We start from the raw sequence: 13,041 nt of genomic DNA on the forward strand, positions 1-13,041 counted from the left end.
GCGTGGAGCTAACCGATACTAATTGCTCTATTCGCACTTAAGAGTCCCACCATCAACGACAACCCTGATAGGTTGTCCGCGACAAGTGGATGATTGTACTCAGTAAAATATTGCACGGACATCGATTGAAACCCGATTTTGACCCACGCCGACTTCATTGCTTGGTGACCATGGCGTCAGTGACCCACCCGATCCCATCTCGAACTCGGACGTGAAACCTGACAGCGCCGATGGTACTGCTGCTTAAGCAACGGAAGAGTAGGACGTCGCCAGGCATTGTGGTCGGCGTGAGGCTGAAATCGGAAAAACCCATTCACAAAGTTAGAGGCCGGCAGCAATGCCGGCCTTTTGCTGTTTTGCGAACCGCGCCTGGCGCGAAGATTCGCACTTTGGTGGCGCGGGATGGAGCAGCCCGGTAGCTCGTCAGGCTCATAACCTGAAGGTCGTAGGTTCAAATCCTACTCCCGCAACCAACAAAAAAGCCCGCTTTCCCTATGGGATGGCGGGCTTTTTCGTGTCTGACGCGGGCTGTTTGCCGGCTCTTGAAGCTTTCGGTCGCGGTTTAAGCCTCCCATTCGGCCGGATTGGACTCCTCTCCGATCAGCGCCAGGCCGTGGGCGATCGACGTCAATTCTCCGCCGGTCGCGATGCGTTCTTCGCCGAACCGCCGATCGAACAGCCTGCGGATGGCGGGGATCAACGAGGATCCGCCGGTCAGGAACACCCGGTCGATATCGACGGGCGCAATCCCCGCCCGAGCCATTGCCTGATCCATCGCCGCTTCGATGCGCCGCAAATCGTCGGCAATCCATTGTTCGAAATCGGCTCGGCGCACGTCGGCACCGATCTCGATTCCGCCGCCGGCGAAGTGAAATGTGGCCTGGTCACTGCTCGACAAGGCCCGCTTGAGCTGGCCCACCGCGTCGTAAAGCGGAAATCCCTGCTCATGCTCGATCAGCGCGATCATGCGGCCGATCAGTTCGGGATGGACAGCGTCGCGCTGAAGGCGGCGGATCTCGTCGAGCGTGCGGCGATTGCGCATCATGGCAAGCCGCGACCAATCGCCGAAATCGGCGAAATATCCGCCCGGTATCTCGAGCAGCTTGTCGAACGAGCGATAGTTGCTTCCCTTGCCGAGCAGCGGCAGCACGAGGCGGTCGACGATCCGATAGTCGAAGCGATCGCCGGCAATGCCGATGCCCGATGACGCGAGCGGAATGCAGCGGCGGGCCGCGCCGGGCTCGGCGACGCGGACGATCGAGAAGTCTGTCGTACCGCCGCCAAAGTCCGCCACCAATATCGTCGCCGGCTCGGTCAGCCGCGACGCATAGCTGTGCGCTGCGCCAAGCGGTTCGTGGACATAATAGATTTCGGTACCGAACGCCTCGAGCATCGCGTCATAACGCTGGCGCGCGAGCGCGGCATCGGCGCGCGCGCCGGCATATTCGACCGGGCGCCCAACGATCACGCGGTGCGGCCGCTCGTCGAGCTGGCCACCGGCGTGCGTCACAAGGCGCTGCAGGAACAGGCGACCCATGTCCTCGAACCGAAAGGGTTTGTTGAAGATCATCGCACGTTCGAACAAGGGGCTCGCGGCGACGCTCTTGAACGACTGGATGAAGCGGCTGTCGAGCGGCGACTGGAGATATTCCTCAATCGCCCAGGGACCGGCTTCGTGCGCAATCCCGTTCCAGCCCCGTTCCTCTTCCCAAAAGCACAGCGCCGACCGGAAGACCGCGTCGCTCGCGTCGGCATTGCCGAACTCGACAAGGCGCGTTCCGCCCTGGCCATCGGCCAGCGCGACGACGCTGTTGGTCGTGCCGAAATCGAGGCCGAGCGCGCTCGCGGCCGCCTTGTCCATGACATGCTCCTGTAGATGGGATCCCTTGCGGGGCGGGGCCTATTGCACAGGACGGGCGACGGGGCAAGTTTGCCCCGAACTCAGGCCTCGGGCCGCCAGGCGCGGTAAAAAGTGTCGACCGCGGCGTCGACTTCGTCCTGCAGGCGGCCGAGGTCGCGGCTTTCGGAAAGGTTGAGAACCGCGAATTGATAGAGGCCCGACTGGCACAGGCCGGAGAATTGCTGCACCGCGCGCATGGGATCGCCCATCCGGATTTCACCGCGCACCATCTTTTCAGCGACCCAGTCGGCGGCGCGCGCCTTTCCGCGCCGCGGACCGCGGTTATAAAAAGTCTCTGCCAGATGCGGGAAGCGATCGGCCTCGCCAACAACGAGCCGATAGAGCGATAGCAAGGGCGTTGCCGTCAGCTTCGTCATCAACACATTGCCGAAACGACGCAGGACGTCGGGCACCGGCTCGTCGAGCGGCAGGTCGATCGTGAGCGCATCGCCATATTGTTCGACGATACCATCGACCACCGCGGCAAACAGATCTTCTTTCGACGGGAAATAGGTCCACAGCGTCGTCTTCGAACCGCCGACCTTGCTCGCAATCGACGACATCGTCGTGCCCGCATAGCCGTTCGCGAAAAACAGCTCGCGCGCCGCGTCGACGAATGCCTTGCGCCGCAGCGCCGCAGCATCGTCGGCAGGGGCCGTACCAGCTGGTATCATTTCGATTGACAACATATCCTCCGAGGTCCAATGGCCCATGATACCAGATAGTATCGTTGGAAGCCATGCCCAGATCGATTCTTCTCACAGCCTCTGTTCTCGGTCTGCTTGCGGGCTGCGCGAACGTTCCCGATGTCGGGCCCAAGCCCGTCCGGGCGACCGCTGCCTCGCTCGAATCGCGCGCGACTTTTGCCAATGCGCAAGGCCTGTGGCCCGCCGACGGGTGGTGGCAGGGTTTCGGCGATGCGCAACTTGATAGCTTGATCGCCGAAGGGCTGAAGGGCTCGCCCGATGTCGCGATCGCTGCCGCACGCGTTCGCGCTGCCGATGCGATGGCGCAGCAGGCGGGGGCGGCGCTGCTGCCACGCGTCGGTGCCGAAGCCAGCGCCGGCGGCACCCAGCAAAGCAAGAATCTGGGTATCCCGCCCGACTTCGTGCCCGACGGTATCCAGGACACCGGCCATATGGCCGCGACCTTTTCGTTCGACCTCGACCTGTGGGGCCGCAATCGCGCGGCGCTCGCCGCCGCGACGTCGGAGGCCGAGGCAGCGCGCGTCGACGAAGCGCAGGCGCGGCTGATGCTCGCCACCGGAATCGCGGCGGCCTACGCCGATCTCGCGGGCTATTATCACGCGCTCGACGTCGCCAACGATGCGGTGCGCGTCCGCACCGCGAGCGCCGACCTGTCGGGTGAGCGCGCGCGCGCGGGGATCGAAAATCAGGCGAGCCAGCGGCAGGCCGAAAGTCGCGCCGCTTCGGCACGCGCCGACGTCGTCGCGCTCGAAGAAGCGATCGCTGCGACGCGCAACCGGCTCGCCGCACTCGTGGGTGCCGGACCCGACCGGGGCCTGTCGATCGCGCGCCCGCAGATGGCGCGGCCGTCGCTGGGTTTGCCGGACAATGCCGGGATCGACCTGATCGGTCGGCGCCCCGATATCGTCGCGGCGCGGTTGCGGTCCGAAGCCGCCGCCAGGCGCATCGACGTCGCGCGCGCCGATTTCTATCCCAATATCAGCTTGTCGGCGCTTGTCGGGCTCCAGTCGCTCGGCCTCTCCAACCTGTTCAAATCGGGGTCCGAATATGGCAATGGCGGCGCCGCGATCAGCCTGCCGATCTTCGAGGGCGGGCGCCTTCAGGGCCGCTATCGCGGATCGCGCGCCGACTATGATGTCGCGGTCGCAACCTATGACCGCACGCTGATCGGCGCGCTGCGCGACGTCGCCGATATCGTCGCCAGCCGCGCCGCGACCGAGCGCCAGCTTGCGGGGCGTCGCGAGGCGCTGGCCGCGGCGGCCGAAGCGTCGAAGCTCGCCGGGCTGCGCTATCGCGCCGGCCTCTCGAACCAGATCGTCCAGCTGACCGCCGAGGACAGCATGGTCGCATTGAGCCGCGCCGTCGCCGACCTCGAGGCGCGCCAGCTCACGCTCGATATCGCCCTGATCCGCGCGCTTGGCGGCGGATACCGGGCCAGCAACTCAACAGGAGACGAATGATGGCCGACGAAACGGCTGCAGCCGCAACCCCCGCTCCCGAGACATTTCCCGAAGCGGCGCCCGAAGCCAATGGCGCGAAGCGCAAGAAGCTGCTCCGTATCCTCGCGATCGTTGTCGTGACGGTCGCGATCCTTTGGGGCGTCTGGTATTTCCTGACGCAGGCGGGGCGCGTCCATACCGACAATGCCTATGTCGGCGCGGACTCGGCGCAGGTCACCGCGCTGGTTTCCGGTCCCGTCAAGGAAGTGCGCGTCAGCGGCACACAGGCGGTGAAGAAGGGCGACATCCTCGTCATCCTCGACGATGCCGACCAGCGCATCGCGGTCGCCGACGCCGAAGCCGCGCTGCGCCTCGCGCGCCAGCGCTACGGACAGGCCAGCGCCACCGCCGATGCCGCCCGCGCCCGCGTGACGGCGCGCGGCGCCGACATCGCCCAATCGCGCGCGCGTCTTCGCGACGCCAACGCAACGGTCGAGCGAGCCCGCGCCGAACTGGCGCGGCGCGAGAGCATCGCGGGCACCGGCGCCGTGTCGGGCGAAGAACTGACCTCGGCGCGCGCCGCGCTCGCGTCGGCCTCGGCCGCGCGCGACCTTGCCGCCGCCGGCATCGCCTCCGCCGAAGCGACACGCGGATCGGCGAGCGGCGACCTCGGCGCCGCCGAAGCCGTCGTTCGCGGCACGACGATCAACACCGCACCGGACGTCGCGGCGGCCGAAGCGCGGCTTGAAAAGGCCAGGCTCGACCTCGCGCGCACTGTGCTTCGCGCGCCGGTCGACGGCATCGTCACCAACCGCCAGGTTCAGGTCGGCCAGCGGATCGCCGCGGGCGCGCCGATCATGATACTCGTCCCCATCAGCACCGCCTATGTCGACGCCAATTATAAAGAGAGCCAGTTCAAGGATATCCGCATCGGCCAGCCGGTCGAACTGGTGTCCGACTATTATGGCGGCGACGTCGTCTTTCGCGGAAAAGTGGTCGGCGTCGCCGGCGGCACCGGCGCGGCCTTTTCGCTCATCCCCGCGCAAAATGCGACGGGCAATTGGGTGAAGGTCGTCCAGCGTCTGCCGGTGCGCATCGCGCTCGATCCGAAGCAGCTCAAGGAGCATCCGCTGCGCGTCGGCTTGACGATGGAAGCCACGATCGACACGCGCGGTCGCTGAGCCATGGCCAGCGCTGTCGCTCCCGCCCTATCCGCCAGCATCCCGGCCGAACCGCAACCGCTGACCGGGGTGCGGCTGATCGTCGCCGCCTTCGCGCTCGCGCTCGCCAATTTCGTCGTCGTGCTCGACATGACGATCGCCAATGTGTCGGTGCCGCATATCGCGGGCGGTCTCGCGGTGTCGCCGACGCAGGGCACTTGGGTCATCACCAGCTATGCGGTCGCCGATGCGATCGCCGTGCCGCTCACTGGCTGGCTCGCGATGCGCTTCGGCACCGTGCGCTGGTTCATGATCTCGATCATCGGCTTCGGCATCTTCTCTTTCCTTTGCGGTGTGTCGCGCACGCTCGACGCGCTGGTCCTCTTCCGCGTGTTGCAGGGCCTTGCCGGCGGTCCGCTGATGCCGTTGTCGCAGATATTGCTGCTCCGCATCTTCCCCAAGGAAAAGGCCGGCATCGGCCTCGCGATCTGGGCGATGACGACGACGACCGCGCCGATTCTCGGCCCGATCCTCGGCGGATCGATCAGCGACAACTGGACCTGGCCGTGGATTTTCTTCATCAACCTGCCGGTCGTCGCGATCTGCGCGTTCGGCGTTTTCACGCTGCTGACGCCGTTCGAGACCAAGCGTACCAAGGCCCGCATCGACGTCGTCGGCTTGATCCTGCTCGTCGTCTCGGTCGGCGCATTCCAGATCATGCTCGACACCGGCCGCGAACATGACTGGTTCGGATCGGTGTGGATCATCGGGCTCGCGGTGCTTGCCGCGATCAGCTTCGCTGCCTTCGTGATCTGGGAGCTGACCGACGCCAATCCGGTCGTGAACCTGCGCATCTTCCGCTTCCGCGGCTTCACCTTCGCGACGATGGCGATATCGCTGGGATTCGGCGCCTTTTTTGCGCAGGTCGTGCTGACGCCCCTCTGGCTGCAACAGGTCGCGGGTTATACGGCGACGCAGACGGGGTTTATCGTCGCCTGGCTCGGGGTGTTCGCCGTCCTCCTGTCGCCCGTCGCGGCGGGGCTGATGACCAAAGTCGATGTTCGGATCACCATTTCGGGCGGCATCCTCTGGATGGCGCTGATGTCTGTCCTTCGCGCGAGCTGGAATGCCGATGTCGGGTATTGGACGCTGGCGATGCCGCATATCCTGCAGGGGATCGGCATGCCCTTCTTCTTCGTCGGGCTCACCGCGCTCGCGCTGAGTTCGGTGCCATCGCATCTGCAGACTTCGGCGGCCGGGTTGATGAGTTTCCTGCGCACCTTGTGCGGGGCGATCGGCACCGCGGTCGCAACGACTGCATGGGACGACGCGAGCCGGACCTCGCGGTCCGAACTCGTATCGGCGCTCAACAATCCCGAAGCGGCCATGACCTCGATGCAAAGCGCCGGGCTGACGCTCGAACAGGCACGCGCCGCGATCGAGCGGTTGGTCGAGGTGCAGGCCTCGACGCTCGGTGTGCTCCACCTGTTCCTCGCGTCAGGGGTGGTCTTCGTGATCGCTGCGATATCGGTGTGGTTCGCGCCGCGCCCGAAACAGATTTCGATGGGCGGCGGGCACTAGCTCTATTTGGCGAACAGCTGTCCCAGATCCGCAAAGGCCTTGAACTCGAGCGCATTGCCCGCGGGATCGAAAAAGAACATCGTCGACTGCTCGCCCGGCCGGCCGGGAAAGCGCGTTTGCGGTTCGATCACGAATGTCGTGCCTGCGGCCTTCAGCCGATCGGCCAGCGCCTGCCACTCGGCGGGCGGCAGCACGACGCCGAAATGCGGCACCGGCACATCATGGCCATCGACCGGATTATGCGCAGGCTTGGTACGCGGCGTATCGACGCGGTGCGCGACGATCTGATGCCCATAAAGGTTGAAGTCGATCCAGTCGGGGTTGCTGCGTCCCTCGGGGCATCCGAGGACATTGCCGTAAAAATGGCGCGCGGCGTCCAGATCGTCGACGGGAAAGGCGATGTGAAAGGGGGCAAGGCCGGTCATGCAACCCATTTGCCGCACCCGCATGCGGAAAGCCAGTCCGGGACTTGGGTTGTGCGCCGCAACATGCTAGGCGCGCGCCCATGCTGACGATCAACGGAATCACTGTACGCCTTGGCGGGCGCGCCATCCTCGAACGCGCCACCGCGAGCCTGCCGGCGAAAAGCCGCGTCGGGCTGATCGGGCGCAACGGCGCGGGCAAATCGACGCTGATGAAAGTGATGATCGGCCAGCTCGAGGCCGACGAGGGCAGCATCGACATGCCGCGCAAGACGCGCGTCGGCTATATCGCGCAGGAAGCGCCGAACGGCACCGCGACGCCGTTCGACACCGTGCTCGCCGCCGATACCGAGCGCGCCGAGCTGCTGACGGCGTCGGAGACCGAGCAGGACCCCGACAAGCTCGGCGATATCCACGAACGGCTGATCGCGATCGACGCCTATACCGCTCCCGCGCGCGCCGCGCGCATCCTGATCGGGCTGGGTTTCGACGAGGATATGCAGGGCCAGCCGCTCGACAGCTTCTCGGGCGGCTGGAAAATGCGCGTCGCGCTTGCGGCGCTGCTGTTCTCCGAACCCGATCTGCTGTTGCTCGACGAACCGTCGAACCACCTCGATCTCGAAGCGACTTTGTGGCTCGAAAACTTCCTGCGCGCCTATCCGGGGCAGCTCGTCGTGATCAGCCACGAGCGCGACCTGCTCAACAATGTCGTCGACAATATCCTCCACCTCGAGGGCGGCAAGGTCATGCTCTACACCGGTGGCTATGACTCGTTCGAGCGCCAGCGCGCCGAACGCGCGGCACAGCTCGCCGCGGCCAAGGCATCGCAGGATGCGCAGCGCGCGAAGCTCCAGGATTATGTCGCGCGCAACAGCGCGCGTGCCTCGACCGCGAAACAGGCACAGTCGCGCGCCAAGATGCTCGCGCGGATGCAGCCGATCGCGGCGCTGGCGGAGGATCAGACGCTCGCGTTCGATTTCCCGAGCCCCGACGAACTCAAGCCGCCGCTGATCACGCTCGACCTTGCCAGCGTCGGTTACGCGGACAAACCGGTGCTGCAGCGGCTGAACCTGCGCATCGATCCCGACGACCGCATCGCGCTGCTCGGCCGCAACGGCAATGGCAAGACGACGCTCGCGCGGCTGCTCGCGGCGCAGCTCAGCCCGATGGCGGGCGCGATGGCGGCGTCGGGCAAGATGCGCGTCGGCTATTTCACCCAATATCAGGTCGAGGAACTCGACGGCAGCGACACCCCGCTCGCGCATATGACGCGCGTGATGGAGGGCAAGACGCAGGGCGCCGTCCGCGCGCAGCTCGGCCGTTTCGGCTTCTCGGGCAACAAGGCGGTGACGCAGGTTGCGAAGCTGTCGGGCGGCGAACGCGCGCGGCTGGCGCTGGCGCTCATCACCCGCGATGCGCCGCATCTCCTCATCCTCGACGAACCGACCAACCATCTGGACGTCGATGCGCGTGAGGCGCTGGTGCAGGCGCTCAACGGTTTCGAGGGCGCGGTGGTGCTGGTCAGCCACGACCGCCACATGCTCGAACTCACCGCCGACCGGCTGGTGCTTGTCGATGATGGCACTGCGCGCGAATATGACGGCAGCATGGACGATTATGTCGACATGATCCTCGGGAAGGGCCCGCAGAAGGACCGCGTGTCCAAAGCCGACAAGAAGGAAGACCGCAAGGCCGCCGCCGCAGCGCGCGAGGCGGCCGCGAAGATCAAGAAAGACGTCTCGGATGCCGAGGCCGATCTCGCCAAATATGAGGTCGTCCTGTCCGCCATCGATCGCGCGATGTTCGACCCGCAGGGCGCTGCGAGCGAATATAAGGGCCTGACGATGAGCGAGCTGTCGCAGCGGCGCGGCAAGATCGTCGCGGCGCAGGAAGCCGCCGAGGCGCGCTGGGTCGCGGCGAGCGAAGCGCTGGAGGCGTTTGAGACCGCCGCCGCCTGAGCATTCCTCCATTCCGTCACCCCGGACTTGATCCGGGGCCTGCCTTCTTGAGGAGAAAAAGGCGGGTGCCGGGTCAAGCCCGGCATGACGACTTGCGCCAGCGTTCGCTCGCCTCCCGCATTGACTCCGCCACCCCATTCCATCATAATAGTTTCAATTGAAACTAGATGGGAATGCGACATGGCCGACCTTTTCGATAATCCGCTGGGCCTCGATGGCTTTGAATTCGTCGAATTTTCGGCGCCCGAAAAGGGTATTCTCGAACCCGTGTTCGCGGCGATGGGCTTTACCCAGATCGCGCATCACCGTTCGAAGGACGTCCAGCTGTGGCGCCAGGGCGGCATCAACCTGATCGCCAATTACGAACCCAAATCGCCCGCAGCCTATTTCGCGGCCGAGCATGGTCCCTCGGCGTGCGGCATGGGCTGGCGCGTCCGCGACGCCGCCAAGGCCTATGCCGAGGCGATCGCCCGCGGCGCTGAGCCGGTCGAGGTCAATCCGGGCCCGATGGAACTGCGCCTGCCCGCAATCCGCGGCATCGGCGGTTCGATCATCTATATGATCGATCGTTACGGCGACGACCTCAGCATCTACGACATCGACTTCATCTATGAAGAGGGCGTCGATCGTCACCCTGTCGGTGCGGGCATGCAGCTGATCGATCACCTGACGCACAATGTCTATGGCGGCCGGATGGCGCATTGGGCGGCGTTCTACGAGCGTATCGCGGGCTTCCGCGAGATCCGCTATTTCGACATCAAGGGCGAATATACCGGCCTGACGTCGAAGGCGATGACCGCCCCCGACGGCAAGATCCGTATCCCGCTCAACGAAGAAGGTGCGGGCGGCAAGGGCCAGATCGAGGAATATCTGCGCGCCTATAATGGCGAGGGCATCCAGCATATCGCGTTCAGCTGCGACGATCTCTACGCCGCGTGGGACAAGCTCAAGGCACTCGGCAACCCCTTCGCGCCCGCGCCGCCGGCAACCTATTACGAGATGCTCGAAGACCGGCTTCCGGGGCATGGCGAATCGGTCGACGGCCTCCAGTCGCGCGGCATCCTGCTCGACGGCTCGACCACCGAGGGCGACCCGCGCCTCCTGCTCCAGATTTTCGGCCAGACCGTCATCGGACCCGTCTTCTTCGAATTCATCCAGCGCAAGAAGGATGAGGGCTTCGGCGAAGGCAATTTCACGGCGCTGTTCAAATCGATGGAAATGGACCAGATTCGCCGCGGAGCCCTGACTGTCGAGGAACCCGCCGAATGACCAGCCCGATCAAACTCGGCGGCGTGCATCACGCCGCCTATCGCTGCAAGGATGCGAAAGAGACGGTCGACTGGTACGAGCGCATGCTCGGCATGACCTACACGACCGCCTTTGCCGAGGATCATGTGCCGTCGACCGGCGAATATGACCCCTATATGCACGTCTTCCTCGAGGCGGGGAACGGCAACATCCTCGCTTTCTTCGAACTGCCGAACCAGCCCGTCATGGGCCGCGACGAGAATACGCCGGCGTGGGTCCAGCATCTCGCGTTCAAGGTCGGCAGCTTCGACGAACTGGTCGCGGCGAAGGCGCATCTGGAAAGCGAAGGCGTCGACGTGCTCGGCCCGACGCATCACGGCATCTTCAAATCGATCTATTTCTTCGATCCCAACGGCCACCGCGTCGAACTGGCGTGCGACATCGGCACGGCCGAGCAATATGCCGAGCTGAAGCGCGTCGCGCCGCTGATGCTCGAAGAGTGGAGCCAGACCAAAAAGGCGCCGCGCCACGCCGACTGGCTGCACACCGCGGCGAACGAATAAGCCCGGCTGGTCAGAATTTCCGCGAAAAGCTGACCAGATCGGCGTCGGGGTCGCCGTCGCCGCAAATCATGCCGCGCAGCATCTGCGCCGCCATCATCGAAAAGGTGATGCCGTTGCCGCCATATCCCATCGCGGCGTAGCAATTGGGCATGCGCGGGATCCGGCCGATCGTCGGGGTGCCGGTCTTGCTGTCACCAAAACTGCCCGCCCACGCGTGGATCGGTGTTGCGTCGATCATCGGCAGCAGGGCTGCGAGCTTGCGTGACAAGGTGGCGGTCTTTGCGGCAATCTTGGCATCGCGCTCGTCCGCGTCGCTGATCTCTTCATCCTCGCCGCCGCAGATCACCTCGCCGGCCGGGGTGGTGCGGATATAGAGATACGGATCGGCCGCCTCCCAGATCATCGCCGCCGTCGGCCAGATTGCGCGCGGCTGCGCTTTGGTCGCGATCGACCAGCTCGAAATGATCTTGTTTCCCTTGCGCGGGATGCCCTTCATCATCTCATAGCCCGTCGCGACGATCAGATATCGCGCGCGGATTTCGCGGCCATCGGCGCTTTGGAGCGTTATGCCGCTTTCGCTTGGCGCCACGTCGCAAATGTCCACAGGGCTGTAAATCCGCGCCCCGCGCCCGACCGCGACATTCAGATAGCCCGCCGCGAGCTGGCGCGGATCGGCTGAATAATTGCCGAACCCGATGATCGCATGGCGTCCCGCGATGCCATATCGGTCGAGCACCGCGGCGGGTTTCAGCAGCTCGATCTCGAACCCCGCGCGCCGCCGTGCATCGGCCTCGCGCGCCAGACCCTCGGCATCCAGAACATTGCCATGCAGATAGATCGACCCGCGCGTCGCGGCATCGACCTTCAGCCCCAATCGCTCGGTTCGCTCGCGCAGGGCATCGACCGCCTGCCGTGACCGCCGCCACAAACGCTCGGCGCGGTCGCGTCCGATTTGCCGCGACAGCAGCGATAACGGCGTGTCGATTTCATATTGCAGCATCGCGGTCGACGCTGCGGTCGATCCATCCAGCGGCCCGCGCCGGTCGACCACGACGACCTGCAACCCCGCCTCCGACAGCGTTTCGGCGATCAGCGCGCCGGAAATCCCCGCGCCGATGATCGCGACGTCGCAGCGGATGTCGCGCGTCAAAGCGTGTGTCGGAACCGTCGGACGCCGCCGCGCCGACCAGATCGACTGGCCGGTACGCAGATCGCGATGGTGGGTGACCGATGCCTGGCTCGAGCGCGAGGGGGTCTTCGTCATGGGATGCTCCGTGCCGCGGCCTGGGCGACACGCACCTAATTCACGGGGGGCCTCCGGGTTGCACGGCGCGCCGCTATTTCCTGTCGAGCCCGATGCTCTCCAGCGTCGCACCGCTGCACTTGTCGGCTTCCTTGCTCTTGCCATCGCCCGATAGCGCGCCGATCGCGAGGAAGCCCGCGACCACGGCGACCAGAAACGCGCCCGTGACCCAGATCAGATATTTGTCGATGAACGCCTTGATCGGCGCCCCGAACAGCCGGAACAGGATTCCGACAAGCATGAAGGAAAAGGCCCGGCTGGCGAGGCTTGCCCACAGGAAGGTCCAGAAGTTCATGTGGATGAAGCCGGCGGTGATCGTCAGCAGCTTGAACGGGATCGGCGTCGCGCCCTTGATCAGGATGATCTCGGCACCGAATTCGCGCAAATAGCAGGCGGCCGGCGGGAAGGCATCGGTCAGCCCGAGCACCCCGAGCAGCCACAGGCCAACGCTCTCATAGAGGAAGAAGCCGATCCCGTAACCGAGCATCCCGCCCATCACCGAGGCGATGGTGCAGATGATCGCATAGCGCACCGCCTTCTTCGGATTGGCGAGGCACATGAGCCCGAGCAGCGGGTGCGGCGGGATCGGGAAAAAGCTCGCTTCGACGAAGGAGACCAGCGCCAGCCAGAATTCGGCGTGCGGATGCGCCGATTTCTCCATCGTCCAGTTGTACATACGCTGGATGAAACCGGGCCGGTGGGCAGTGGCGGTCATGCTGGTCCTTTGGCGCGAGGGTTGCGCTGCGACATCTATGCCGGT

The 13,041-nt window shown here is 65.1% G+C and carries 11 protein-coding genes, 1 tRNA gene and 2 rRNA genes (1 of these 14 running past the window's edge); 9 read left to right on the top strand and 5 right to left on the bottom strand.

Going from position 1 to position 13,041, the window contains the following annotated elements; all coding sequences use genetic code 11:
* The 3 genes from AC3A43_RS10675 to AC3A43_RS10685 form a co-directional block, all read left to right on the top strand.
* Window positions 1-41: ribosomal RNA gene (locus tag AC3A43_RS10675) — 23S ribosomal RNA — on the top strand (it extends 2,752 nt beyond the left edge of the window).
* A 119-nt stretch (window positions 42-160) separates the two neighbouring features.
* A 5S ribosomal RNA gene (gene rrf / locus AC3A43_RS10680) occupies window positions 161-275 on the top strand.
* A gap of 121 nt (window positions 276-396) precedes the next feature.
* Window positions 397-473: transfer RNA gene (locus AC3A43_RS10685), tRNA-Met, on the top strand.
* A gap of 89 nt (window positions 474-562) precedes the next feature.
* Here AC3A43_RS10685 and AC3A43_RS10690 read toward each other — a convergent pair.
* Both AC3A43_RS10690 and AC3A43_RS10695 read right to left on the bottom strand, forming a co-directional pair.
* On the bottom strand, window positions 563-1,861 hold the full coding sequence (locus AC3A43_RS10690) for an Hsp70 family protein (protein ID WP_487792516.1): 1,299 nt from the start codon (window positions 1,859-1,861) through the stop codon (window positions 563-565).
* A gap of 80 nt (window positions 1,862-1,941) precedes the next feature.
* Complete coding sequence (locus AC3A43_RS10695; RefSeq protein WP_487792517.1) at window positions 1,942-2,589, bottom strand: TetR/AcrR family transcriptional regulator; 648 nt, start codon at window positions 2,587-2,589, stop codon at window positions 1,942-1,944.
* A 50-nt stretch (window positions 2,590-2,639) separates the two neighbouring features.
* On the opposite strand from AC3A43_RS10695, the gene AC3A43_RS10700 reads away from it, so the two are divergent.
* From AC3A43_RS10700 to AC3A43_RS10710, 3 genes are read left to right on the top strand one after another with little or no spacing between them, the layout of a single operon-like run.
* A complete protein-coding gene (locus AC3A43_RS10700; RefSeq protein WP_487792518.1) occupies window positions 2,640-4,067 on the top strand; it encodes an efflux transporter outer membrane subunit in 1,428 nt (475 codons plus the stop codon).
* Entirely contained in the window at window positions 4,067-5,227 is a 1,161-nt protein-coding gene (locus tag AC3A43_RS10705) for an EmrA/EmrK family multidrug efflux transporter periplasmic adaptor subunit (protein ID WP_487792519.1), read from the top strand. Before AC3A43_RS10700 ends, AC3A43_RS10705 begins: the two co-directional genes overlap by 1 nt.
* A gap of 3 nt (window positions 5,228-5,230) precedes the next feature.
* Entirely contained in the window at window positions 5,231-6,787 is a 1,557-nt protein-coding gene (locus tag AC3A43_RS10710) for a DHA2 family efflux MFS transporter permease subunit (RefSeq protein WP_487792520.1), read from the top strand.
* A 2-nt stretch (window positions 6,788-6,789) separates the two neighbouring features.
* Here AC3A43_RS10710 and AC3A43_RS10715 read toward each other — a convergent pair whose 3' ends face one another.
* Complete coding sequence (locus AC3A43_RS10715) at window positions 6,790-7,212, bottom strand: VOC family protein (protein ID WP_487792521.1); 423 nt, start codon at window positions 7,210-7,212, stop codon at window positions 6,790-6,792.
* A gap of 80 nt (window positions 7,213-7,292) precedes the next feature.
* Here AC3A43_RS10715 and AC3A43_RS10720 point away from each other — a divergent pair, with 80 nt between their 5' ends.
* The 3 genes from AC3A43_RS10720 to AC3A43_RS10730 all read left to right on the top strand — a co-directional run bounded on the left by AC3A43_RS10720 (window position 7,293) and on the right by AC3A43_RS10730 (window position 10,978).
* Entirely contained in the window at window positions 7,293-9,167 is a 1,875-nt protein-coding gene (locus AC3A43_RS10720; RefSeq protein WP_487792522.1) for an ABC-F family ATP-binding cassette domain-containing protein, read from the top strand.
* Between the two features lie 180 nt (window positions 9,168-9,347).
* Window positions 9,348-10,436: a 4-hydroxyphenylpyruvate dioxygenase gene (gene hppD, locus AC3A43_RS10725; RefSeq protein ID WP_487792523.1), complete on the top strand. Its 1,089-nt coding sequence runs from the start codon at window positions 9,348-9,350 to the stop codon at window positions 10,434-10,436.
* On the top strand, window positions 10,433-10,978 hold the full coding sequence (locus tag AC3A43_RS10730) for a VOC family protein (protein ID WP_248458466.1): 546 nt from the start codon (window positions 10,433-10,435) through the stop codon (window positions 10,976-10,978). Before hppD ends, AC3A43_RS10730 begins: the two co-directional genes overlap by 4 nt.
* Before the next feature lie 10 nt (window positions 10,979-10,988).
* Here the strand turns inward: AC3A43_RS10730 and AC3A43_RS10735 are convergent, their stop codons facing one another.
* On the bottom strand, window positions 10,989-12,242 hold the full coding sequence (locus AC3A43_RS10735; RefSeq protein ID WP_487792524.1) for an NAD(P)/FAD-dependent oxidoreductase: 1,254 nt from the start codon (window positions 12,240-12,242) through the stop codon (window positions 10,989-10,991).
* 73 nt (window positions 12,243-12,315) lie between these two features.
* The gene (locus AC3A43_RS10740; RefSeq protein WP_487792525.1) at window positions 12,316-12,996 is read right to left on the bottom strand and encodes a YqaA family protein; all 681 of its coding nucleotides are present in this window, start codon (window positions 12,994-12,996) and stop codon (window positions 12,316-12,318) included.
* Window positions 12,997-13,041: the final 45 nt, after the last annotated feature.

It is taken from the genome of Sphingopyxis sp. Soil_C_28 (genome assembly GCF_057657055.1).